This is a genomic window from Streptomyces sudanensis (genome assembly GCF_023614315.1).
In the GTDB taxonomy this organism is placed as follows: Bacteria; Actinomycetota; Actinomycetes; order Streptomycetales; family Streptomycetaceae; genus Streptomyces; species Streptomyces sudanensis.
On record NZ_CP095474.1, the window covers coordinates 245648 to 269893 of the forward strand.

Consider the following 24246-nt stretch of genomic DNA (forward strand, 5'->3'; position numbering starts at 1 on the left):
ACATTCTGATGTCATCGGGATTTGCACAGGAGGCGTACCTGTGCGGCGGGAGGGGTCCGGGACGGAGAAAAGAACGGGAGGAGGCGNNGGGANGGGGGAGGCGGCCGACCCGGTCGCGAATGGCTGCGGATCGGCCGGTGGAGGGCGTTTTCTGACGTTCCGTCGGCGCGCCGGTTCGCCGGGGCGGGCGGTGGGGCAGCCTTCCCGCGACCGGTGCGGGTGGTCCCGACGCGTGGAGGTTCGTGGCCGTGAGGGGTCTGTGGCGACGGGGCGGCGTGCTCGCCGTTCTGCTGGGGAGCGCGTTGGCCGGGGCCGGGCTGGCGACGCCGCCCGCCGCCGGGGCGGCCGGACGGACGGCGGTCGCGGCCGCCGCGCCGGAGGCGCGGGCGGTCGCGCCGGGCGTCGGGTACCGGACGGTGGACGTGCCGTCGCCTCGCGGCACCGCCCGGGTGCACCTGCTCTCGGTGGACCTGCGCGAACCCCGCGCGTCCGTGGGGCTGCTGTACCCCGGGGCGGTCGCCGCGCGCGCCCCGCTGTCGGCGCTCGCGGACGGCGCGGGCGCGGTCGCGGGGGTGAACGGCGACTTCTTCAACCTGTCGGAGGCCCAGCACCCCGGGGTGCCCGCGACGGGCGCCCCGGTCGGCCCGGCGGTGGCCGGGGGGCGGGCGCTGAAGGCGGCGGTGCCGCGCGGCCAGCGGTTCGGCCCGGCGCTGCCGCCCGGTACGAACACCCGCATGGTGCTGGGCGTCGACGGCGAGGGGCGGGCGCGCCTCGGCGAGCTGGCTCTCGACGGCGAGGTGCGGGCGCCCGGGGGGCGGCTCCCGCTGGGCGGGCTCAACCAGTACGCCCTGCCCGTCGGTTCCGTCGGCGTGTTCACCCGCGACTGGGGCAGCGTGTCGCGGCTGCGGGCCACCTGCGGCACGGACACCGACCGGGGGGCGCCGTGCAGCCCGGAGACGTACGAGGTGAGGCTGCGCGGCGGCCGGGTCGCCGCGGTGGCGGGCGCGCCGGGAGCGGGGGCGATCGCGGCGGGCACCCAGGTCCTGGTGGGCCGGGAGGCGGGCGCGCGGTGGCTGCGGGGGCTGGCCGTGGGCGACGTGGTGACGGTCCATCACCGGCTGGTGCCGGTCGGCGCGGAGCCGGGGGTGTCCTTCCGGTTCGCGGTGGGCGGGTACCCGGTCCTGCTCGGCGGGCGGCCGCTGGCGGGGATGGACGCGGTGACCGCCGCGGTGCGCTCGGCGGCGGGGGTCGCGGACGGCGGGCGGCGGCTGCTGCTCCTCGCGCTGGACGGCGGGCCGGAGTTCCGCCCCGGGCTGACCGTCGTCGAACTGGCTTCCCTGCTGAGGGACCTGGGCGCTTCGGACGGGGTCAACCTGGACGGCGGCGGGTCGTCGACGCTGGTGGCCCGTGCGGACGGCGCCGCCGCGGTACGGGTGCTGAACCGTCCCGCCGGCGGCGTCGAGCGGCCGGTGCCCAACGGGATCGGCGTGTTCGTCCGCCCGTGAGACCGGCCCCGGGCGCGGGGCCGGCGGCGTGCGGACGGGCCGGCGGCGTGCTACGGCCTGACGTTGCCGACGACGTCGGCGGTGGCGGAGACCCCGTCGTAGATGGTCGGGGCGAGGCTCGTGCCGGCGAGGAAGAAGCCCAGCAGGCCGCAGACGATGGCGTGGGAGAGCTTGAGGCCGCCGCTGCGCAGGAAGACGACCGCCAGGATCAACAGAAGCAACACGACGGAGATGGTGACGGCCATGTGTCGTCCTCCTCGGCCAGGTGCCGTACGGGGCGTACGGCGTTCGGCGGCCAGTCTGGCCCAGCGGGAGCGCCGGACGGCCGTACGGCATGTGGGCCGAACGGGTACTAATCGGGCAACCGTCACGTAACGGGTCGTACGGTCGCGTCCGCCGCGGTCTCCGGGGCGGGGGCGAGTGAGGCCCAGTGCACGGTCCGGTCGCACCAGCGGTCCAGCAGGACCCGGTCGTGGCCCACCGCGAGGAGCCCGGCGCCGTGTTCGCGGCGGTACTCCTCGACGGCGGCGACCAGCGCGGCCGTGGTGGACGCGTCGAGCATGGCGGTCATCTCGTCGCACACCAGCCAGCGCGGGCGCAGCGCCAGGGCCCGGGCGAGGCAGGCGCGCTGGAGCTGGCCGTCGCTGACCTCGTGGGGGCGGCGGGACAGGAGGTCGCCGGTGAGGCCGACGCGGCGGGCGAGTTCGGCGGTGCGCCCGGCGGCCTCGGCGCGGCGCCCGGTGGCGCGCAGGGGTTCGGCGATCAGGTCGCGCAGGCGCAGCCGGGGGTCGGCGGCGGAGCGGGGCTGCTGGAAGACGACGCCGATCGCGGTGCGCAGTTCGCGCGGCGCCCGGTGGCGCCAGCCGGGCACCGTCCGGCCGTCGACGATGACACGGCCCGCGTCGGGGCGGTGCAGCAGGGCGGCGACGCGGGCGAGGGTGGACTTGCCGCAGCCGCTGGGGCCGAGCAGGCCGACCGCCTCGCCGGGGGCGACGGTCAGCGAGACGTCCCGGAAGACGGGGGCGCGGCGGTCGTACCCGGCGGTGAGGGAGGAGAGTTCAAGCACGGGTGGCCTCCTCGGGGGCGGCTTCGGGCGCGGCGGTCCCGGGCGCGGCGACGGTTCCGGGCACGGTGGTGCCGGACGCGGGGGTTCCGGGCGCGGGGGCGGACGCGTCGGGCNCGGGGGCGGACGCGTCGGGCNCGNGGGCGGCGCCGGGCCGGCCGCCGTCCGGTGCCGCGTGGTGGCAGGCGACGCCGCCGGTGAGGTGCGGCCGCACCCGGCAGGCGTCGGTGCGGCGGTCGCAGCGGGCGGCGAAGGCGCAGCCCTCCGGCAGGGCGTCCAGTTCCGGGGGCATGCCGGGGACGGGGGTGAAGTCCCGTTCCGGCAGGGCGGCCAGGAGGCCCCGGGCGTACGGGTGGCGGGGTCCGGCCGCGCCGAAGAAGCGGCCGGCGTCCGCCACTTCGACGATCCGGCCCGCGTACATGACGGCGACCCGGTCCGCGATCCGCTCGGCCGCCGCCAGGTCGTGCGTGATCAGCAGCAGCGCCCGGCCCTCGTCGGCGTGGCGCCGCAGTTCGTCGGCGGTCCGCTCGACGAGGTCGCGGTCGAGGCCGGTGGTCGGTTCGTCCGCGAGCAGCAGCGGCGCGTCCCCGACGAGGGCGAGGGCGGTGACGGCCCGCTGCGCCTGGCCGCCGGACAGCTCGTGCGGGTGGCGGTCGAGGAGCTCGGTGGGGAACGAGGCCCGCCGGGCCGCCGCGGCGACCGCCTCGCGCAGCTCCGCCCGCGGGGTACCGGCCAGTTCGCGCAGCGTCTCCTCCAGGTGGGCGCGCACGGTCCGCACGGGCGTCAGGTGGGCGGCCGGGGACTGCGGTACGAGGCCGACGCGCCGTCCCCGCACGGTGCGGGCGAGGGTGCGCTCATCGGCGGCGAGCAGGTCGACGCCCCCGCCGGGGCCGTCGTCCGGTCCGGCGAGCACGGCGGTGCCGGCGGTCCGGGCGTTGCCGGGGAGGAGGCCGAGCAGCGCGGAGGCGAGGACGGACTTGCCGCAGCCGCTCTCGCCGACGAGGGCGAGGCACTCCCCCGCGGCGAGGTCGAAGCCCACGCCGTCGACCGCGGCGACATGGCGGCCGCCGCGCATCCGGAAGCGGACGGACAGGTCCCTGACGGACAGCACCGGGTTCACAGCATCAGCTCCGATCGGCGGCGGGGGTCGAGCCGTTCCCGCCAGGCCCCGGCCAGGCCGGCGATGGCGAGGGTGGGGACGATGAGGAGCAGGCCGGGGAAGAGGGTCGGCCACCAGGCGCCGGCGAGCAGCGAGCCGCGCGCGGTCTGCACCAGGTTGCCGAGGCTCGCCTGGTGGGCGGGGAGTCCGAGGCCGAGGAAGGAGAGCGCCGACTCGTGCCACATGGCGTGCGGCACCATCAGCACCGCCGCGAGGCCCGCCTGCGGCAGGACGGCGGGCAGCAGGTGGCGCACGGTGACGCGCAGGCGGGACGCGCCGCCGGAGACGGCGGCGTCGACGTACGGGCGGGACCTCAGCGACAGCACCTCGGAGCGGACGATACGGGCGGTGGACAGCCAGTGGGTGACCGCGACGGAGGCGATGACGGGCCACACCCCGGGGCGGAACATCGCCACGACGAAGATACCGAGCAGCAGGTGCGGCACGGACGCGAAGGCGTCCACGGCCCGCATGACGAGCCGGTCGGTCCGGCCGCCGAAGGCCCCCGCCAGGGCGCCGACGGCCGTGCCGACGACGGTGGCGGCGAGCGCGGCGACGAACCCGACGAGAAGCGAGACGCGCAGCCCGTAGACGCAGCGCAGCAGCAGGTCCCGGCCCATGTCGTCGGTGCCGAAGGGGTGCGCGGCCGAGGGCGGCCGGAGCCTCAGCGACAGGTCGACGGCCTGCTGGTCGAGCTGGACCAGCGGCGGTACGAGCAGCACGGCGAGCAGCGCGGCGCCGGCGACCGCGGCGGAGGTGGCGACGCGGACGGTCCGGGTGGAGCGCCGCGTGCGGCCGTGGGACCTCCAGACGGTCCGGGCGGCGGCCCCGGGAGCCGGTCCGGCGGTCGTGCGGGCGGGTCCGGCGGTTTCGGGGGCGGGTCCGGCGGTCGTGCGGGCGGGTTCAGCCATCGAAGCCCACTCTCGGGTCGGCCAGTCCGTACAGCAGGTCGGACAGGAGGTTGCCGAGGAGGACGGCGGCCGTGGCGAGGACGGTGAGGGCGGCCAGCAGCGGGAAGTCCACGGACGTGGCGGCCTGGACGGTCGCCGCGGCGATGCCGGGCCAGCTGAAGACGGTCTCGACGAGCAGCGCGCCGGTGATCAGCTCGGGCACGCGGGTGCCGACGAGGGTGAGCACCGGCAGCATCCCCGACCGCAGCGCGTGCCCGACCAGGACCGTGCTCTCGCGCAGGCCGCGGGCGCGGGCGCCGCGCACCGGGTCCTCGTCGAGCGCGTCGGCGACGCCCTGCCTGACGTACAGCAGGAACCAGGGCAGCTGGGAGGCGCCGAGGACCAGGGCGGGGAGGACCAGGTGGGAGGCGACCTGCCCGAACGTGACGGTGTCGCTGGCCGTGTCGGTGAGGCCGCCGGCCGGCAGGACGCCGAGCTTCAGCGCGAACAGCCAGACGGCGAGCAGCCCCAGCCAGAACGCCGGGGCCGCCTCCAGGGTGTAGGCGCAGGCCGTGGCGGTCCGGTCGAGGGCGCCGCCCGGGCGCCGCGCCGCCAGGACGCCGAGGACGGTGCCCAGCAGGACGGCGACGGCGAACGCGGTGGCGGCGAGCAGCACCGACCAGCCGACGCGTTCGGCGATGACGTCGGCGACCGGCTGCCGCATGGTGCTGGAGTCGCCGAGGTCGCCGGCGAGGGCGGAGGTGAGCCACTCCCACCACCGGGGCACCAGCGGCCGGTCGGCGCCGAGGTTGGCGCGGAGCTGGTCGAGGTTCTCCTGCGAGGCGGTCAGGCCGGCGGTGCCCGCGTACGCCTTGACGGGGTCGAAGGGGGAGGCGGCGGCGACGGCGAACACGCCGAACGTGACGAGGAGGAGGACCGGGACGGCGGACAGCGCCCGGCGTCCCGCCATCCGGGCCATGGGCCCCCAGGGGAGACGCCGGGTCACTTCGCGGCGCTCCTGGGGGTCCAGTCCTCGACGTTCCACCAGGGGCCGGCGGCGAGGCCGTGGTCGTGCGGCTCGACCTGGGTGGACGGGCCGTCCCAGCGGTCCGCGAGGACGTAGAGGTGGTCGATGTGGGTGAGGAAGGTGTAGCCGGGGTTCTTCACGAGTTCCCGCTGGACCGTGTCGTAGGCGGCCTTCCGGGCGGCCGGGTCGGCGGTCCTGCGGCCCTCTTCGAGGGCCTTGTCGACGGCCGGGTTGTCGTACCGGGCCATGTTGTTGAAGCCGTCGCCGGCGAAGGTGGACTTCAGCAGGAGGTACTGGTCGAAGTCGGGGTCGCCGGGCGAGCCGCCCCCGGCGAGGACCGCGTCGTGCTTCATGCGCGGTTCGATGACCTCCCAGGTGCCGGCCTGGGTGGTGACCTCGATGCCGATCTTCTTGGCGTCGGAGGCGTACGCGAGGGCGTGGTCCTGGCGGAGCTTGTCGCCGGAGACGTACCAGAGCGGGAAGGAGGCGCGCACGCCGTTCCGGACGCGGACGCCGTCGGGTCCCGGCTTCCAGCCGGCGGCGTCGAGGATCCTCCTCGCCCCCGCCGGGTCGTGGCGGCGCTCGGTGCCCTCGGTGAACCACTCGCTCCCCGTGGGGACGGGACCGTACGCGGGCCTGCCGGCGCCCCGGAGGATCTCCTCGACCATGGCCCGGCGGTCGACGGCGACGTCCAGGGCGCGGCGGACGGCGAGGTCGCCGGTGACCTTGTGGTGGGTGGGCAGGGTGACGGTCCGGTAGTCGTAGCTGGTGGCGGCGTACGTCTTCCTGCCGGGGTCCTTCGCGAAGCCCTCGGCGAGGGCGGGGGGCAGGACGGCGCCGTCGAGGTCACCGGAGCGGAGCCGGGTGGCGCGGACGTCGTCGTCCTTGACGATCGCCATGGTCAGCTTCTTCACCTTCGGCTCGCCGCCCCAGTGGCGGGGGTTGGCCCTGAAGGTGAGCTTCTCCCCCTTGGACCAGCCGGTGAGGACGTACGGGCCGGTGCCGACGGGCCGGGTGGTGAAGGGGCCGGAGTTGACGTCCTGGCGGGCGGCGACGTGCCGGGGGGCGATGGCGTGGACGGTGCGCCGGGCGAAGGGCGCGTAAGGGTACTTGAGGGTGAAGACGACCGTGTCGTCGCCGACCGCCCGGACGTCCTTCAGGGCGTCGAGCTCCGCCTTGGACGGGTTGTTGGTCCGCTCGTCGAGGATGGTGCGGTACGTGAAGACGACGTCGTCCGCGCCGAACGGCTCGCCGTCGCTGAAGGTGACGCCCTTGCGGAGCCTGTACGTGTACGTCAGGCCGTCGGCGCTGACCTCGGGCAGCGCGGCGGCGAGGGCGGGTCGCAGCCTCATGTCGGCGTCGAAGGCGAGGAGGCCGTCGAACACCTTGGAGTTGCCGTCCTTGCCGTAGCCGAGGAGGGGGCTGAGCGTGTCGGGTTCGTAGGCGATGCCGACGACGACGCCGTCCCGTGCGGCGGAGGCGGCGGACCCGCCCGGCTTCGAGCAGGCCGCGGCGGTGAGGGCCAGGGTCGCGGCCAGGGCGGCGGCGACCGCGCCGCGTATCGGCCGGGCGGTTCGGGCGGTCATGCTCCACTCCCCTTGTCGAAGATCGACTGTTGTTGCAAACGACTCGCAATTAAACCGCACGTACAGGGGCGTGTCGCCATGGACCCCTTACGGATGGGGCCAGGGGNGNGGGGGTGTTGAGGACAAAGTCAGGCGGGCCGGCCGTACCGCGGGGAGCGGCACGGCCGGGCGGTGGTGCGGCGGGTGGGGCTCCCCGTCGAAGACGGCGCCGGGTGGCCGCTGCCCGGCGCACGGACCGGGTCCTTCCGGGCGGGCCGGACGGGCGGGGCGGCGTGGAGCGGGTGATGTGACGTGGGGCGGGGCGGGCCTCAGCGCGGGAACAGTTCGAAGGGGACGGCGGGCACGCCGCCGAACCGCTCGGCGGCCGACCGGGCGGCGCCGGTGAGGAGGTTGCGGCAGTACGCCTCTGGCTCCTCGTCCGTCAGCGCCTCGACGTACGTGCGGTGCTCCAGCAGGGAGCGCACGGCGCGCTCCAGACCGGGCCGCGCGTCGACGGCGTGGGTGGGCCGGGGGGAGCCGGCGACGGCGACCCAGCGGACCCCGTCCCACGGTTCGAGGCCCTGCTCGGCCAGCTCGGGGAAGATCCAGCGGTTGCCCGCGTCGGCGGCCGCGTCGAGCACCGCGCGGCCCACGGCGACGTGGTCGGGGGTGTTCCAGAAGCCGCCGCCCCAGGTGTCGCGGTGGTTGAGAGTGACCACCAGGTCGGGGCGGTGGCGGCGGATCGCGGCGGCGACGTCCCGGCGCAGGCCGACGCCGTACTCGACGACGCCGTCCCGGTGGTCGAGGAACTCCACCGTGCCGACCCCGACGGCCGCCGCGCCGGCCCGCTGCTCCCGTTCGCGCAGCGGCGCGCAGTCGGCGGGCGCCAGGCCGTCGATCCCCGCCTCGCCGCGCGTGGCGAGCACGTACACCACCTCGCGCCCGGTGTCGGTCCAGTGGGCGACGGCGGCGGAGCAGCCGTACTCCAGGTCGTCGGGATGGGCGACGACGGCGAGCGCCCTCCCCCAGTCCTCGGGCATCGGCCGCAGCGGGGCGTCCGCCCGGCGGTCCGGCGGCGGGCTCTCCTGGTCCCTCATGCGCGCAGGATACGACCGGCCGGGCCGCACCGCCCCGTGGAGGCCGCGGCGGGGGCACCCGGAGGCGCGGGCGGACGCGGGCCCGGCACGGAAACGGCGCCGCCCCGGGCCGGAACCGGCGCAGGGCCGGACACCGGGCCCCTCCGCCGGGCATCACCGGCCCGGCGGCCGACCCCGCCCGCCGCGACGGGAGTCCGCCGGGCCGGGGCCGTGGCGGCGCCCGCCTCCGGGCGGGTGACAATGGGCCTGCCCGCGCGCCCCGCCGGGCGCCCCGTACACCCCGTAGGAGACCGCCCGCCGTGTCCGTCCTCCCCCCGCACACCGAGCGGGCCGACCTCCGGGCCGACTGCGCCGGCTGCTTCGGGCTCTGCTGCGTGGCGCTGCCCTTCGCCCGGTCCGCCGACTTCGCCGCCGACAAGCCCGCCGGGACGCCCTGCGGCAACCTCGGCGACGACTTCCGCTGCGGCGTCCACGCGCGGCTGCGCGACAGCGGCTACCCGGGCTGCACCGTCTTCGACTGCTTCGGGGCCGGCCAGAAGGTGTCCCGGGTGACGTTCGGCGGCCGTGACTGGCGGACCGATCCGGACTCGGCGCGCACGATGTTCGCGGTGTTCCCCGTCGTACGGCAGCTGCACGAGCTGCTGCGGTACGCGGCGGAGGCCCTGGACCTCCCGGCGGCCCGGCCCGTCCACCGGGAGCTGCGCCGCCGCCACGACGAGATCGACGCCCTCACCCGCGGCGACGCGCGGACCCTGCTGGAGCTGGACGTGCCGGCGCTGCGGGCGGAGGTGAACGCCCTGCTGCTGCGCGCCAGTGAGCTGGCCAGGTCGGGGGTGCCGGGACGCCGCCGGGACCACCGGGGCGCGGACCTGGCGGGGGCGCGGCTGCGCGGCGCGAAACTGCGGGGCGCGAGCCTGCGCGGCGCCCGCCTGATCGCCGCCGACCTGTCGGGCGCGGACCTGCGCGGGGCCGACCTGACCGGCGCGGACCTGCGGGACGCCGACCTGTCGGGAGCGGACCTGACGGGGGCGCTGTTCCTGACGCAGCCCCAGCTGACCTCCGCCCGGGGCGACGGCGCGACGCTGCTGCCGGCCGCGCTGCGCCGCCCGGGGCACTGGGCGGCGTAGCCGCCGCGGGCGCGCCGCGCCACCCGCCGGGCGGGGTCACAGCCCCAGGGCGCGGCGCAGGCCGAGGCGGTCGGTGCCGAGCTTGGTGAACACCGCCGACATCAGCTCCGAGACGGTCTGCTCGTCGCTCCCCAGGCGGCCGGCGACGGCCGCGTTGTCGAGGCCCTTCGCGGCGAGCAGGGCGGCCGTCTCCTCCCGGGCGGTGAGGGTGCTCCGCTCGCCGGCCGGCAGCGGCCGGGGGCGCAGGCCGGCGGCGGCGAGCTGCCCGCGGGCCCGGGCGGCGAGGGTGTCGGCGCCGCAGGCGACGGCGGTCTCCATGCCGCGGTGGAGCTGCTGCGCGGCCCCGTCGAGGTCGCCGGCGGAGCGCAGCGCCGTGCCGTGGTCGACCAGCGCGTGCGCCAGCTCGTACGCGGCGGGCGACTGCTCCAGGCGGCCGACGGCCTCGGCGAGCAGCGGGAGCGCGCGGGCCGGTCCGGAGACCGCCGCGGCGACCCGCAGGGCCTGGCCGATCGCGCCGGCCGTGCCGAACATGCGGGCCCGGGCGACGGCCTCGTCGGCGTGGCGCCTGGCCTCCTCGGGCCGGTGCCCGGCCAGGGCGAGGGCGAGGTCCAGCTGCCAGGGGCTCCAGGCGGGGTTGGAGGTGCCGCGCTGCCGGAGCCGGTCGCCTGCCGCCGTCAGCTGCTGGACGGCCTCGTCGGTCCTGCCGCGGGCCAGCAGGAGTTTGCCCCGGACGGCCTGCGGGTCGGGGGAGACGACGGTCCTGGGCGGTTCCTCGCCGAACCGGTAGTCGTCGGCGAGGAGCCGGGCCTCCTCGACGCGGCCCCGGGCGAGGAGCGTCTCGATCAGGGTGCCCACCGCGTAGAGCTGGGCGGGGACGCCGCGGCCGACCCGGTCGACGATCCGCAGCCCGCCGCGCACGAAGTCCTCGGCCTCCGCGAGCCGTCCGCGGCGGAAGCGGATGTAGCCCAGGAGGGTGTACGCGAAGGACAGGTGGGCGCCGCGCCAGCCCTTCGCCTCGAACTCGGCGATGCCGTCGCGGAACAGTTCCTCGGCGCGGCCGGGCTGGTCGCAGTACATCAGGGTGAGGGCGACGACGGCCGGCACCTCGAAGCCGAAGTCCTGGTCGGTCCAGCTCATCCCGCCGCACAGGGCCCGCTCGGCGTGGTGGAGGCACTCGGCGACGGGTCCGCCGCGCAGGGCGACGTCCCAGGCGCGCAGGCCGAGGATGTGCCGTTCGGCGAGGTCGCGACCGGTGAGCCGCTCGGCGAACCGGGACAGCAGCCGGGATCGGCCCCGCGCGTCGTGCTCGGCGGCGTCGACCGCGTTCCACTTGAACTGCTCGGCCCGCATGCGCAGGCGGGTGCGGGCGCTGGCGGTGCGGCGGCCCTCCTCGGCGAGGAGTGCGGTGGCCTGGTCCATCCGGCCGGTGTGGGCGAGTGCCTGGGCGAGCCGGTAGGTGACGGCCTCCCGGAGTTCCCGCCCGATGGCGGGCTCCTCCAGGGCGGCGCGCAACTGGTTGACGGTGGTGGCGGGGTCGTGGGGCAGGTTGGCGGAGCCGAGTTCGAACAGGACCTGCGCGCGGTCCTCGGGGGGCGGGGGTTCGCGCAGGGCGCGGGCGAGGTAGCGGCGGGCGGCCTCGGGCGCGCCGGCGGAGAAACTGTCGCGGGCGGCCCGGCGGAGCTGCCGGACGACCCAGGGGTCGCCCTCGGGATGCATCTCCAGCAGGTGCCGGGCGGCGGCCGCGGCGCCGTGGCCCTCGTCGACGAGGACCTGGGCCGCCATGCCGTGCATGCCGACGCGTACGCCGTGCGGGATCGACCGGTACACGGCGGTGGCGATCAGCGGGTGGTGGAACTCCACGGTCCGCTCGCCCTCCGGGTCGTGCGGGGCCGTCAGGATGCGGGCGGCGTCCAGTCGTTCGGCGGTGTCGTCGAACTGGGCGCCGCCGAGCGCGGCGACGGCGCCGACGATGCCGGCGGGGCCGCCGTCACCGACGACCGCGGCGGCCCAGGCGAGGCGGACGGCGGAGGGACCGAGCTGTTCGAGGCGGTCGGTGAGGCCGCTGCCCTTGACGGCGGAGGCCAGGTCGCGGAGGTGCGGGATGCTCTCCTCGCGCGGGACGAGGCCGCGGTCGCCGCCCTTCGCGGCGAGCTCGACGACCTCGAAGGGGTTGCCGCCGGTGACGGCCCAGCATTCGCGGCAGAACGGTTCGTCGGCGTCCTCCCCGAGGGCCTCGCGGACGAGGCGTCCGACGGCGGCGGTGGTGAGCGGGGCCAGCTCGTGGGCGCGGAACCGGTCGCGCCCGGCGAGGTGGTGCAGGGGGAGGGCCTCCGGCGGGAGTTCGTCGGGGCGGCAGGCGAGACCGATCAGCATGCCGATCTCGCCGGCGCGGGGGGCGAAGGCGACGAGCCAGGCCAGGGACTCGGGGTCGGCCCAGTGGATGTCGTCGACGACGAGGACGAGGGGGCCGCGGCGTACGGAGAGGTTGGTGACGACCCAGTCCAGGCCGTCGCGGACCCCCTGCGGGTCGGGGCTGGCGCCGGGCCCGGGCGCGGACAGGCCGGTGGCCGGGGCGACGATGTCGTACCAGTCGCCGAGGATCTCGCGGCGCTCGTCCTCCGGCATGGCGGCGAAGACCGGCTGGACGAGCCGGCGCATCACGTGGAACGGGACCTGGCGCTCCTGCTCGCCGCCGCGTGCGGAGAGCACGGTGCAGCCCCGGTCGGCGGCGGACCTGCGCAGGAGACCGAGGAGCGCGGTCTTCCCCATGCCCGCGGCCCCGGCGAATCCGACCACCCCTCCCTGCCGGGACGCGTGCCCGTCGCCGGAGGGCGTGCCGCACAGGTCGTCGAGCGCACGCTCGATGGTGAGGAGTTCGGACTCCCGTTCCAGCAGCGGGGGCGCGTCACGCCCCCGGTGTCCCCCGGCCGCCGCCATGGCCCGCTCCCCCTTCGTCACGTGCGCCGAGTCTAGGCGCGGAGGGACGTCCGGACCCGGTGAAGAACCGTTTCTTCCGGAACGCCGCCCCCGGGTGGGGACGGTGCCGTACCCTTCGCCGTCGCGTCCGCCTCCCGCGGCGGACGGGGCGGGTCCGCGCGCGCCGCGGGACGCGGGCGGGGGCGTTCCGCGCCGCACATCATTTCGCCGCCTCCCGGTGGCCGGAAAGAGGCACCGAATGCCGAATGCACGAGGCAGGCAGCCATCACGGTGTCATGGTGCCGACAGGGGAAAATCGCGACACTCGCCGGAGCAGCCGTCGGGACGGCTTCCCTTCTCGTGGGTCCCGCCCCCACCGCGCATGCCGACCCCTACGGGAACAACAGCAAGAAGTGCGAGCAGAAGGACGGGGACGGCAGGGCCGTACCCACGCGGTTCGGCAATGGCGAACTCGGATGGAACCATTTCTCGGGAAAGCACAACATCAAGAAGTGCAAGGTGGTCAACGGCCCCCTCAACGGGAAGCCCGACAAGGTGAGTGGCGCTCGCCTGGAATACCGGGGCCATGCCGTCAACGGCGGACGCCAGGTAAAGATCGTTGCCGTCGTGCAGTACGCGCAACGGACCGCCGACCGTCGGTACAGTGCCGGCGCGGGCCGGAAGATCGGCGCCATCACTGCCTGCTGCCAGGGCATGAACAAGTGTCCTAACTGGATTAACGAGTGAGATCCGTGCACGAAGAGATCGCGGAGCAGCAGGCGGACATCACCTGCCTGCTGCTCCACCACATCCAGGCACCGCTCTCCGGGGACCAGTGCGTTCGAGGCGTCCTTCCGGCCCCGGAGTCCGCCGAAGCCGTCCGGATCGCCATTGGCCCGGAAGGCGCGTACACGCCGGACCACCTGGTGGCCTATGAGATCCCCCTCCGCACGGGCGGCGATCTCATCACCGGTTACGAGATCATCCACACTCTGCGCGCCCTCCTGAACTCCGGCACCCAGATCTATCCGAGTGACCGCGTCGGCACAGTCATGGGCATGACCCTTGTCCATGTGGATCCCGGCACCGTGGGGATGGCGCCTTCCACCCCGGACGACAACGCCCTGATCATCCTGCGTTCCCTCACCAACCCCTTCACCGAGGACCAGCCGGACCCGCGCCTGTGCGGGTTCTTGTTCCTGGACAAGGACCGGCTGCGCCTCTACCTCGACACGCAAGACGCCCCCGGGGTGATCGCGGCAGACGTACGGCCGTCCGGCGCGATCACGGCCCTGCTCGCGGCCCTGCCGTCACTGGTTGCCGAAGAGGAACGCATGACGGTGGACAGCGCGGACCCGCACTGCGCACGCGTGGTGGACCTCACCGACTGGTGAACAGGAGCTCCGCGGCCCGGCCGGGTGTCGCCTCGCCGACGGGCCGCGCACCGGCGGTCGGATGGCACCGCGCCCGGTACGGGCCGCTCCTGCCTCGCCCCGGACCGCCGCCACCCCCGCCATCGGCGGCACGCGCAGCCGGCGCTCGTACGCGCCCTACGTCACCGGGACCAGGTCCGGGCGTGTGTACGCGGCGTCGAGGCCCGCGGCGAACCGCTCGTCCCGGTACCGCGTGCAGTCGTGGCGCTGCCACAGGTCGGTGCCGATCATCCAGTCCTGGTAGCCGCGGACGCGGTGTTCCACCGCGGTGCGGGCGGCGGGGTCGGTGACGCCGAGGGCGTCCAGGGCGCGGGGCAGGTCGCGGGCGGCGGCGAGGAAGTCCTCCACGCGGGCGCGGACGCGTTCCGCGACGGCCCGCACCGCCTCGGCCGGGGTGAGGCCGTGCCACAGGACCAGGAGGGCGACGAGGTTGTTGGTGTCGCCGCAGGAGTGCTCCTTGGGGAACGAGAAGACGTCGTTGCCCCAGGAGATGACGTCGACGGCGCTCCAGGCGAGTTCCCGCAGGGCGGGGCTCGCGTCGGCCTCGTCGGGGACCTCGACGCCCCGGGCGGCCTCCACCATGTCCATCATGGGCAGGAGTTGGGAGCTGTGCCGGCGGGTCAGGACGTACTCCTCGACGGTGGGCCGGTGTCCGGGGCGCCGGTTGGCGGCCTCCTCGTCGAGGGAGCGCAGCATGCGCGGGACGTGGCGGCGGTAGCGGCTTCGGAGCGGCGGCGTCATCCCGGCCAGGGCGCGGTCGCACAGTTCGGTGAAGGACGACACCAGCGGGTTGTCGCGGACGGCCGCCGGCACGTCGGCCGGCCCGCCGGCGAGGTGATGCGCCATGGCGTCGGACAGTGGCCGCCAGTCGTCGAGGCGGCCGGTCCTGATGAGGAGGTCGTGCTGGTCGTCGAGGACGAAGGACCAGGCCATCCACCGGGCCAGCAGGAGCAGTTCGTCCGGGGAGGCGCCGTGGCCGACGCGGGCGGCGAGGTGGCCGAAGCCGATGCCCGCGAACTGCTCGGCCGCCTCCGCCTCGATCAGGCCGCGGTCGACGGCCCAGGCGGTCGCCCCGGCGTTGGCGTGCCCGCCCCCCGGTGCCGTGCGGTCCTCGAAGGGCAGGTGGAACTCCGGGACGGTGAAGGTGTCGGGACGGGGCATCGCTCTCTCTCCGGGAAGTCCCGGCCCGCTCCCCCGTGCCGCCCGCTCCGCGCCGGGCGGCCGGTTCGAGCCCTCGGCCGCGGGGCCGCCTCGTCGTGGCTCGCCCGGCCGTCTCGCCGCGCAGCGGGCCGTCTCCCAGTGGGCGGGGAGGCCGGGCCGCGTTGTCAAGCCGTTCACGGCCATTAACCCCCGCGGTGATCGGCGGTGTCAACGCGGTCCGGGCTCGTCCGCCGCAGCCTGCGAGTCCGGCGACGGGGCGTCAGAACGCTTCCGGGAGGCGGCTCTCGTCCTCCTGTTCCACCGGCGGTCGTGGGTCCGGCCCCTCCGGCGGGCGGCCGGGCCACGGAGCCGTGCGCCCGGCATCGTGGGCCGTACGGGGGTCCGGCACCCGGATTCAAGGGACATATCCCTGCGAACCACCAACCATTGCCCGGATAGCGAACATCGGATCGCGTCTTCAGGACAAGAACTGGTCAAGAAGTTGACCAGTCCCTGTCAGAACAAGGTCATCTCCTGTCACTCTCTTCCGCATCCCCACCTCCATCCCCCACGGAACGAGAGAAGGAGACCCCGTGTCCCCGTACTCCCGCACGTCGCGACGCACCTCCCTGCGCGCCGCCGCACTCGCCGCCACCGCCGCCATGGTCGTCGTGGGCGTGCAGTCCGGCACCGCCACGGCCACCGGCGCCGGTTCCGCCCCGGCCCAGACCGCCGGGGCCGCGCCGGCCGTCCCGTTCTCCGCCGGCGACCGGGTCGCCGCCCTCCGCTCGGCGCAGGCCGGAGCCGCCGCGACCGCCGAGCGGATCGGGCTCGACACCGCCCGGGAGAAGCTGCTCGTCCGCGACGTGGTGAAGGACGCCGACGGCACCGTGCACACGCGCTACGAGCGCACCTACGCGGGTCTCCCGGTCCTCGGCGGCGACCTCGTGGTCCACACCGCCGAGGACGGCCGGAGCAAGGGCGTCACCAAGGCGGTCCGGGCGAAGATCGCCGTCGCGACCACCGAAGCCGCCGTCGCCCCCGCCACGGCGCGCAAGGCCGCCCTGTCCGCGGCCGCCGCCGAGGAGGACACCACCGGCACGCCGTCCGCCGCGGCGTCCCGCAAGGTGATCTGGGCGGGCGGCGGCAAGCCGGTCCTCGCCTACGAGACGGTCGTCCACGGCCTCCAGCACGACGGCACCCCGAGCGAGCTGCACGTCGTCACGGACGCCGCGTCCGGCAAGGAGCTGTACGCGTACCAGGCGATTGAGACGGGCACCGGCACCAGCCAGTACAGCGGCACCGTCCCCCTGGGCACCACCCCCACCACCTCCGGGTTCAGCCTCACCGACGGCGCCCGCGGCGGCCACCGGACGTACGACCTGAACGGCGGGACGTCCGGCACCGGCACCCTGTTCACCGACGCCGACGACCTCTGGGGCAACGGCCTGACGACCAGCCGCCAGACCGCCGCCGTCGACGCCCACTACGGCGCGGCGCTCACCTGGGACTTCTACAAGACCCAGCTGGGCCGCAACGGCATCGCCGGCGACGGCAGGGCCGCGTACTCGCGCGTCCACTACGGCAACAACTACGCCAACGCCTTCTGGTCCGACAGCTGCTTCTGCATGACCTACGGCGACGGCGCGAACAACGCCAAGCCGCTCACCTCCATCGACGTCGCCGCCCACGAGATGACCCACGGCCTGACCTCCCGCACCGCGGGCCTGCGCTACAGCGGCGAGTCCGGCGGCCTGAACGAGGCGACCTCCGACATCCTCGGCGCCGCCGTGGAGTTCCACGCCAACAACGCCAAGGACCCGGGCGACTACCTGGTCGGCGAGAAGGTCGACATCCGCGGCAACGGCACCCCGCTGCGCTACATGGACAAGCCCAGCAAGGACGGCAAGTCCGCCGACTACTGGTCCTCCGCGGTGGGCAGCCTCAACGTCCACAACTCCTCCGGCGTGGGCAACCACTTCTTCTACCTGCTCTCCGAGGGCAGCGGCGCCAAGACGATCAACGGCGTCTCCTACAGCTCGCCCACCTACGACGGCGCCCCCGTCACCGGCATCGGCCGCGTCAAGGCGTACCAGGTCTGGTACAAGGCCCTGACCGCGTACATGACGTCCACCACCAGCTACGCGGGCGCCCGCGCGGCGACCCTCCGGGCGGCGACCGACCTGTACGGCGCGGGCAGCGCCGAGTACCAGGCCGTCGCCCGCGCCTGGACCGCGGTCAACGTGAAGTAACGGTTCGCCTCACCTCTCCCGCGGTACCGGGGCGCACGGGCGTCCCGGTACCGTGGGCCCCGTCGGGGGAGGTGACAGGGTGTCCACCGAGGGCACGTGGAGCATCGGGGAGCTCGCCGGGCACGCGGGCACCACCGTGAAGACGGTGCGGTTCTACTCGGACCTGGGGCTGCTGCCCGAGGTCTCGCGCAGCGCCGGCGGCCACCGCCGGTACGGTCCGGACTCGCTCGACCGGCTCCGGCTGATCCGGTCGCTGCGCGGTCTCGGCCTCCCCGTCGCGGAGGTCGGCCGGGTCCTGGACCGGGAGGACGCCCTGGAGGACGTCGTCGCGGGCCGGCTGCGCGAAGTGGGCTCCCGGATGACGGAACTGCGCTGGCGCGAGGCGGCCCTGCGGCTGCTGCGCGACTGCCCGCCCGGGGAGCGCGCCGACCGGCTGCACCTGATCGGGGCGCTGGACGTGCCGCCCAGCACGGCTCCGGTGGTCCGGTTCCTGCGGCGGGTGCTGCCGCCGCGGCTGCCGGCCCGGCTGCTCTCGTCGATCACGGACGCGGCGGTCCCGTCGCCGCCCGAGGACCCGACCCCCGCTCAGGTCCTGGCCTTCGCCCGGCTGAACGCCCTCGCGGCGGAGGCGGACGGCTCGATCGCCGTGTGCCGTCCGGTGGCGGGCGACCCGGGCGGGCAATGCCGTCCGGCGGTGCTGTACGACGGGCTCACCGAGGCGTTCGCGCTGGCGGCACCCGGTGTGCGGGAAGGGCGCGCCCCGTCCGACGGGGAGGCGCTCGACTGCTTCGTGGCCGCCCACGCCGGGATGCGCGGCGCCCGCGACACCCCGGAGTTCCGGCGGCGGTTGAGCCGTTTCCTCGACGAGGTCGCCCATCCCCGCGTCGACCGCTTCTGGCGGCTCACCGCCGAGGCCTCCGCCTCACCGGAGCCGACGCCCGGCGCCGTGGACGACTGGCTGCGGGCCGCCCTGGCCCGTCAGCTCGCCGAAACGGCCCGCTGACGCCCCGGGCCGACGGCAAGACCCTTTCCGGCCTTCGGGAAACGGCCGGATGACGGGGGGTCAACAACTTCCGGCGAAACGGTACTTCCCTTGACGCACCGCCGGATGAGATCTTTCGCGTCTACCACTTCTTCACCCGGCCCGGCCGGCGCCACCCACGCCGTCCCGGGCCTTCGGAGGACACATGCTTCCCCACATATCCGCCGGACTCAGGCGCTCGGCCGCCGTCGCCGCACTCGGCGCGGCCGTCGCCCTCGCGGTCCCCGCGGCCCCCGTCGCGGCGGCCCCGCAGATCCCGGCAGCGGCGCCGGCGGCGATGCCGGCCGCCGCGGCGGCCCCGTCCGGCACCTGGGCCGCGGGGACCCGCGCGTACCTGGTGATCACCTCGCCCGGGGACACCTCGGCCGTACGCACCGCCGTCACCGGCAAGGGCGGCACGGTCTTCGCGCACTACGACGCGATCGGCGTCGTCGTCGCCCACTCCTCGTCCAGCACCTTCGCCACCGCGATGCGCGGCGTCACCGGCGTGCAGCACGTCGGCGCGACCCGCACCTCCGACGTGCCGGCCGACGCGTACTCCCCGGCCCTGCCGGCCACCCCGGCGCAGACGCCGACGACGCTCACCGAGTCCAACCGCTGGGACATGACCCAGATCAAGGCGGACCAGGCGTGGGCGGTCACCACCGGCTCCGCCACCGTCAAGGTCGGCGTCCTGGACACCGGCGTCGACGACCTCCACCAGGACATCGCGCCCAACTTCAACGCCGCCGACTCGGTCTCCTGCGCCTACGGCAAGCCGGACACGCGCTTCGGCGCCTGGCGCGACGTGGACACCCACGGCACGCACGTCGCCGGGACGATCGCCGCGGCGAAGAACGGCAAGGGCGTCATAGGCGTCGCCCCCGGCGTGAAGATCTCCTCGGTCCGCGTCGCCGAGCCGGGCACCGGGCTGTTCTACGCGGAGAACACCATCTGCGGGTTCATGTGGGCCGGCGACCGCGGCTTCAAGGTCACCAACAACAGCTACTACACCGACCCGTGGATGTTCAACTGCCCGGACGACCCCGACCAGGCCGCCATCATCGAGGGCGTCCGGCGGGCCCAGGCGTACGCCGAGAGCAAGGGCTCCCTCCAGGTCGCCGCGGCGGGCAACTCCGACTACGACCTGGCGAACAAGACCACCGACACGTCGAGCCCCAACGACTCGACCGCGGTGACCCGCCGCATCACCAACGCCTGCCTGGACATCCCGACCGAGCTGCCGGGCGTCGTGACGGTCTCCTCCATGGGCCGCGGCAACGTGAAGGCCTCGTACTCCAACTTCGGCCAGGGCATCGTCGACATCGCCGCGCCGGGCGGCGACGGCTCGTACGGCATCTACTCGACCCTGCCGGGCGGCAAGTACGGCAACATGAACGGCACGTCCATGGCGTCCCCGCACGTGGCGGGCGTCGCGGCGCTGATGGCGAGCGTCAACCCCTCCCTCACCCCGGCGGACCTGCGGGCCCGCCTGGCGTCGCAGGCCACCGACACCGCCTGCCCCGCGGACGGCCGCTGCACCGGCACGACCGCGAACAACGGCTTCTTCGGCGAGGGCCAGACCGACGCGCTGAAGGCGGTCGGAAGCGTCACCACGCCGGGCAAGTACTTCGAGAACCTCACCGACGTGACCGTCCCCGACAACACGACGGTGGAGAGCCCCATCTCCGTCACCGGTGTGAGCGGCTACGCGCCGGCCACCCTGAAGGTGGGCGTGAACATCAAGCACACCTACCGCGGTGACCTCGTGGTGTCGCTGGTGGCCCCCGACGGCTCGGTCTACCTGCTGGAGGACTTCGCCAACAGCGACAGCGGCGACGACGTGGTGAAGACGTACACCGTCAACGCCGCCTCGGAACTCGCGGCCGGAACGTGGAAGCTCCGCGTCCAGGACATCGCGACGCAGGACTCCGGCCGGATCGACGCCTGGAACCTCACCTTCTAGTCCGTCCCCCGCACGTCCCCTCTCCCCCGGGCCCGTTCCGCCCCCGGCACTCCGAGCGAGTGTCCGGGGGCGGAACGGGCCCNNNGGCGCTTGGCGCCGGGGGCGGTGCCGGGGCGGGCGCGGGCCGGGAAACGCGATCCGCCGGCTACTCCTCGTAGTCCTCGGGCCTGACGCCCGCCTCCTCCATCGCCTCGCGCAGGGAGCGGCCGGTGGCGCCGTGCCCCTGCTCCTGCTGGTCGTCGGTCCCGGTGGACTCGATGACGTCGTCCGTGGTGGTGGTCTTCGGCCGGTTCTCCTCGGGCACGGTCACCTCGGTGCCTCCTTCGTGCGTCGGTTCCTGTGCGTCGGGCGGCGAGTACCCGGACGGCCCGGCGGGATTCCTCCGGCCGGGTGCGGACTCCCCGCCGGGCGCCGCGGCCCGGCGCGCGGGCGGGAGTGGGGCGGACGCACGCGGGTACTCCGTCCAGCGTCCGTACGAACGTCGAGGAGCGTGCCGGAGGCAACCGTGCGCATCAAGGGCCTGGTCGTGGTCGTCACCGGGGCGTCCAGCGGGATCGGCAGGGCGGCCGCGCTGGAGTTCGCGCGCCGCGGTGCCTCGCTGGTGCTCGCCGCGCGCGGGACCGAGGCGCTGGAGGCGGTCGCCCGCGAGTGCCGCGCCCACCGGGGCGCCCGGGCGGTCGTCCAGCCGACCGACGTGTCGGACGAGACGGCCGTCGGGGACCTCGCCCGGCGCGCGCTGCGGGAGTACGGGCGCGTCGACGCGTGGGTGAACGCGGCGGCGGTCGCCGTGGCCGGATCCGTTCAGGACGTACCGGCCGACGAGGTGCGCCGGGTGCTCGACGTGAACGTCATGGGGTGCGTCAACGGGGCGCGGGCGGCGCTGCCGGTGATGCGGCGGCAGGGCGCGGGCGTGCTGGTCGACGTGTCGTCGGTGCTGGGCCTGATCTCCTCGCCGTACAACAGCGCCTACACGATGTCGAAGCACGCGCTGCTGGCGTTCGACGCCTCGCTGCGGCAGGAGCTGCGGCTGGCCGGGGAGCGGGGCGTCCGCGTGTGCACGGTGCTCCCGGCGACCGTCGACACGCCGTTCTTCCAGCACCTGTCCAACCGCACCGGCCGCCGGGTGCGGGCCATGCCGCCGGTGTACACGGCGCACCGGGTGGCCCGGGCGGTCGTGGGCGCCGTGCGCAGGCCGCGGCGCGAGGTCTTCGTGGGCGTGTCCGCGCGGTCGCTGCGGCTGTTCACCGCGTCCTTCCCGGGCACGCTGGAGAGGCTGGGGGCGAGGAAGGTCGACCGCGGCTTCTTCGTACCGGGCGAGAGCGCGCCGTACGACGCGGGGACCCTCTTCGCGCCGCCGCCGGGGCCGGGCAGCGTGGGCGGCGGCTGGCACGGCGCGGCCCGCACGGCGGGGCGGCGCGCCGTGCCACCAATCCCGCCCCCGCGGCGGCCGCCGCGGGGGCGGTACGGCGGCCCGGGCGCCGCCGCTGACCGGGAGGCGGCGCCNNGGGCGTGNGGGCCGCCTGCGGCCGGGAGACCGGGCGGCGGGAGCTGGAGCCGGGCGGTGGGCCGGGGCCGGGAGATCCGGCGGCCGGGAGCCGGAGGCGGGTGCCGCGCGCGGTGTGCCGGAGGGGTGCGGGCGCGCAGGAGCGCCCGGGGGCCCGGAACCGGCCGACGTGTCCGGGAGCGGAGCGGCCGGTTCGTCCGGGGCGCGGGAACGGGCGTCGTACGGGACGCGGAAGCGGGGGGGCCGGGACGCGGAAGCGGGGGTGCCGGGACGCGGAAGCGGGGGTGCCGGGACGCGGAAGCGGGGGTGCCGGGACGTCAGCGACGGGCCAGGAACCGCTGCCCCGCGGAGAGCAGCGCCGACATCGACGCCCCGCTGGTCCGCAGCGCCGCCCGCGCCGCGTTGGCGCCGGGCGCGCCGTGCACGCCGCCGCCCGGGTGGGCGGACGCGGACGCCAGGTACAGGCCCCGCACCGGCGTCTCGGGGCGCCCGGCGCCCGGTGCGGGGCGGAACACCAACTGCTGGTGGAGCGCGGACGTCCCGCCGTTGATGGCGCCGCCGCTGAGGTTGGCGTCCATGGCCTCCAGCACGGGCGGGCCCAGGACCCGGCGGGCCCGCACCGCCGCGCGGAAGCCGGGCGCGTACCGCTCGACGACCGCCTCCATCCGGTCCGCCATCCGCTGCTGGTCGTCCGGCGTCCAGGCGCCGGTGATGCCGTCCGGGCCCGCGTCGCCCGCGATCGTGCGCGGCACGTGGGTGTACGCCCACGCCGACTCGGTTCCGGCGGGCGAGCGGGACGGGTCGGCGGTGGTCATCTGACCCAGCACCAGGAACGGCCGGTCGGGGACGAGGCGCCTGGCGATCTGCGCGGAGAAGCGGGTGAGTTCGTCGACGCCGTCCGCGAGGTGGACGGTGCCGGCGCGGGCCGGCCCCTCGGCGGCCCAGGGGACGGGCCGCTCCAGGGCCCAGTCGACCTTCACCGTGGCGAAGTCCCACTGGAAGCGGCGCATGTCGTCGCGGAGCCGGGCGGGCAGGTGCTCCCAGGCGACGAGCCCGCCGTACAGGGCGGGTGCCGACACGTCGGCGAGGACGGCGCGGCGCGCGGTGACGGTCTCCCCGTCGGCGGTGCGCACGCCGCGCGCCCGGCCGTCGCGCACCACCACCTCGGTGACGCGCCGCCCGCAGCGCACAGTGCCGCCCCGGTCCGCGAGGCGGCGTACCAGCGCGCCGGTGAGGGCGCCCGCGCCGCCGACCGGCACGGGGAAGCCGAAGCTCTGGGCGAGCATGCACATCAGCCAGCCGAAGCCGCCGCCGAGCGCCGTCTCGGGCGACAGGTCGGCGTGCAGCGCGTTCCCGGCGAGCAGGACCCGCCCGCCCTCCCCGGTGAAGGTCTCCTCGCCCAGCCGCCGCGCGGGCAGCAGGGCCAGGCGGGCGAGGTGCAGCCCCTCGGCGGCGCCCAGCCGGGCGGCGATCCTCAGTCCGGGGCGTACCGGGGGGAACGGCGTGAACAGGGCGCGCAGCGCGTCGGGGCCGACCCGTTCCCAGAGGGCGTACAGCTCCTGCCAGGCGGCGCCGTCGCCGGGGGCGAGGGACTCCAGCCCGGCGGCGGTGCGCTCCGGATCGCGTTCGAGGACGGCGCAGCGGCCGTCGAGCAGCGGATGGGCGACGACGGCCGGGGCGTGGCTCCAGCGCAGGCCCCACTGGTGGAGGCGCAGGCCGCGGATGACCGGGGAGGCCGCGGTGAGCGGGTAGAACGAGCTGAACAGGTCGCTGACGTGGCCGGGGTCGACGCCGCGGTCGCTGCGCACGGCGCCGCCCGGTTCGTCCTGGGCCTCCAGGACCTCCACCGTCCACCCCCGGTCGGCGAGCAGGTTGGCGGCGACCAGCCCGTTGGGCCCGGCCCCCACGACGACGGCGTCGGGCATGGCGGATTCCTCCCGCGTTCGGCGTCGGTGGGTCAGGCGGTGGCGGCGGTGCGCGTGCCCTCGACGACTTCCGCGAGGCGGCGCAGCATGCGGCGGTGGCGGAGCTGGATGGCCGCTTCGAAGAGCGTGTTGTGGAGCCGTGCGCTCAGGCCCCGCAGGGGGTGCTCGTCGATGACGACGAGGGTGTCCTCCCCCCACGGGACGACCTCGATGGCGACGCGGACGGTGCCGGCCGGCCCGCTCTTGACCTCCAGCTCCAGCCGGTTGGGCGGTTCCAGGAGCCGGACCACGGTCGAGCCGCTGAGCCGGACCGGCCCGATCGCGACGGTGTACTGGAGGGCGGCGCCGACCTCGGGCCAGGTGCCGTACAGGGGGCGGGTGTCCTCGGTGCCCACGACCCATTCGGCGTACCTGTCGGGGTCGCTGAGGACTTCCCACACCGCTGACGGCGGGCTCTTGACGAGGTGGTGCCTTACGGCCATGCCGGTTCCTCCGCGGCCGGGCCGCCCCGCGGTGCGCGGGGCGGCGTTCTGCGTCGACGGGACCCCTCCCGGGTGACCCGGCGGCCCGCGATCAAACCGCCCGCCCCGGGCCGTTCCGCCCGGGCGGGCGGGGTGCGTGCGGGAGCCGGACCTCCCCCGGGAGAGACGCCCATG

The 24246-nt window shown here is 75.8% G+C and carries 19 protein-coding genes and 1 pseudogene; 8 read left to right on the top strand and 12 right to left on the bottom strand.

Annotated elements, in window-relative coordinates:
- The first annotated feature begins 242 nt into the window (after positions 1–242).
- A complete protein-coding gene (locus MW084_RS01105; protein WP_372499210.1) occupies positions 243–1505 on the top strand; it encodes a phosphodiester glycosidase family protein in 1263 nt (420 codons plus the stop codon).
- Between the two features lie 50 nt (positions 1506–1555).
- Here MW084_RS01105 and MW084_RS01110 read toward each other — a convergent pair whose 3' ends face one another.
- The 7 genes and pseudogenes from MW084_RS01110 to MW084_RS01140 form a co-directional block, all read right to left on the bottom strand.
- Entirely contained in the window at positions 1556–1750 is a 195-nt protein-coding gene (locus tag MW084_RS01110) for a hypothetical protein (protein WP_010475753.1), read from the bottom strand.
- Positions 1751–1872: 122 nt separating this feature from the next.
- Complete coding sequence (locus MW084_RS01115) at positions 1873–2571, bottom strand: ABC transporter ATP-binding protein (protein ID WP_010475754.1); 699 nt, start codon at positions 2569–2571, stop codon at positions 1873–1875.
- 138 nt (positions 2572–2709) lie between these two features.
- A pseudogene (locus MW084_RS01120) lies at positions 2710–3643 on the bottom strand (ABC transporter ATP-binding protein); the annotation flags it as partial.
- A gap of 41 nt (positions 3644–3684) precedes the next feature.
- Positions 3685–4638, bottom strand: coding sequence for an ABC transporter permease (locus tag MW084_RS01125; protein ID WP_010475759.1), 954 nt, complete (start codon positions 4636–4638; stop codon positions 3685–3687).
- The gene (locus tag MW084_RS01130; protein WP_010475761.1) at positions 4631–5623 is read right to left on the bottom strand and encodes an ABC transporter permease; all 993 of its coding nucleotides are present in this window, start codon (positions 5621–5623) and stop codon (positions 4631–4633) included. The genes MW084_RS01125 and MW084_RS01130 overlap by 8 nt, the downstream gene beginning before the upstream one ends.
- Positions 5620–7230, bottom strand: coding sequence for an ABC transporter substrate-binding protein (locus MW084_RS01135; protein ID WP_010475763.1), 1611 nt, complete (start codon positions 7228–7230; stop codon positions 5620–5622). Before MW084_RS01135 ends, MW084_RS01130 begins: the two co-directional genes overlap by 4 nt.
- A gap of 308 nt (positions 7231–7538) precedes the next feature.
- A complete protein-coding gene (locus MW084_RS01140) occupies positions 7539–8306 on the bottom strand; it encodes a PIG-L deacetylase family protein (RefSeq protein WP_010475765.1) in 768 nt (255 codons plus the stop codon).
- Between the two features lie 299 nt (positions 8307–8605).
- Here MW084_RS01140 and MW084_RS01145 point away from each other — a divergent pair, with 299 nt between their 5' ends.
- Complete coding sequence (locus tag MW084_RS01145) at positions 8606–9433, top strand: pentapeptide repeat-containing protein (RefSeq protein WP_010474905.1); 828 nt, start codon at positions 8606–8608, stop codon at positions 9431–9433.
- 36 nt (positions 9434–9469) lie between these two features.
- On the opposite strand, the gene MW084_RS01150 is transcribed toward MW084_RS01145, so the two are convergent.
- Entirely contained in the window at positions 9470–12370 is a 2901-nt protein-coding gene (locus tag MW084_RS01150; protein ID WP_010474903.1) for a helix-turn-helix transcriptional regulator, read from the bottom strand.
- Positions 12371–12709: 339 nt separating this feature from the next.
- On the opposite strand from MW084_RS01150, the gene MW084_RS01155 reads away from it, so the two are divergent.
- Both MW084_RS01155 and MW084_RS01160 read left to right on the top strand, forming a co-directional pair.
- Positions 12710–13096 carry a hypothetical protein gene (locus tag MW084_RS01155; protein WP_275563426.1) on the top strand — a complete coding sequence of 129 codons (387 nt, stop codon included), beginning with the start codon at positions 12710–12712 and terminating at the stop codon, positions 13094–13096.
- A 5-nt stretch (positions 13097–13101) separates the two neighbouring features.
- Positions 13102–13743, top strand: a complete 642-nt coding sequence (locus tag MW084_RS01160; protein ID WP_010474901.1) for a hypothetical protein — start codon at positions 13102–13104, stop codon at positions 13741–13743.
- 156 nt (positions 13744–13899) lie between these two features.
- Here MW084_RS01160 and MW084_RS01165 read toward each other — a convergent pair whose 3' ends face one another.
- Positions 13900–14943 carry a terpene synthase family protein gene (locus tag MW084_RS01165; RefSeq protein WP_010474899.1) on the bottom strand — a complete coding sequence of 348 codons (1044 nt, stop codon included), beginning with the start codon at positions 14941–14943 and terminating at the stop codon, positions 13900–13902.
- Between the two features lie 572 nt (positions 14944–15515).
- Here MW084_RS01165 and MW084_RS01170 point away from each other — a divergent pair.
- The 3 genes from MW084_RS01170 (at position 15516) to MW084_RS01180 (ending at position 20161) form a co-directional block, all read left to right on the top strand.
- On the top strand, positions 15516–17174 hold the full coding sequence (locus MW084_RS01170) for a M4 family metallopeptidase (RefSeq protein ID WP_010474897.1): 1659 nt from the start codon (positions 15516–15518) through the stop codon (positions 17172–17174).
- A gap of 79 nt (positions 17175–17253) precedes the next feature.
- Positions 17254–18177, top strand: coding sequence for a MerR family transcriptional regulator (locus tag MW084_RS01175; protein WP_010474895.1), 924 nt, complete (start codon positions 17254–17256; stop codon positions 18175–18177).
- A gap of 184 nt (positions 18178–18361) precedes the next feature.
- On the top strand, positions 18362–20161 hold the full coding sequence (locus MW084_RS01180; RefSeq protein ID WP_010474892.1) for a S8 family peptidase: 1800 nt from the start codon (positions 18362–18364) through the stop codon (positions 20159–20161).
- Between the two features lie 145 nt (positions 20162–20306).
- On the opposite strand, the gene MW084_RS01185 is transcribed toward MW084_RS01180, so the two are convergent.
- Positions 20307–20471, bottom strand: a complete 165-nt coding sequence (locus MW084_RS01185; protein WP_169331711.1) for a hypothetical protein — start codon at positions 20469–20471, stop codon at positions 20307–20309.
- A gap of 180 nt (positions 20472–20651) precedes the next feature.
- Here MW084_RS01185 and MW084_RS01190 point away from each other — a divergent pair.
- A partial coding sequence (locus tag MW084_RS01190) for an SDR family oxidoreductase (RefSeq protein ID WP_275563427.1) occupies positions 20652–21664 on the top strand: 1013 nt, incomplete at its 3' end.
- 318 nt (positions 21665–21982) lie between these two features.
- Here the strand turns inward: MW084_RS01190 and MW084_RS01195 are convergent.
- The gene (locus tag MW084_RS01195) at positions 21983–23590 is read right to left on the bottom strand and encodes a phytoene desaturase family protein (protein WP_255128896.1); all 1608 of its coding nucleotides are present in this window, start codon (positions 23588–23590) and stop codon (positions 21983–21985) included.
- 32 nt (positions 23591–23622) lie between these two features.
- Positions 23623–24072 (bottom strand): SRPBCC family protein, encoded by a 450-nt coding sequence (locus tag MW084_RS01200; RefSeq protein ID WP_029553749.1) that lies wholly within the window; start codon positions 24070–24072, stop codon positions 23623–23625.
- Positions 24073–24246: the final 174 nt, after the last annotated feature.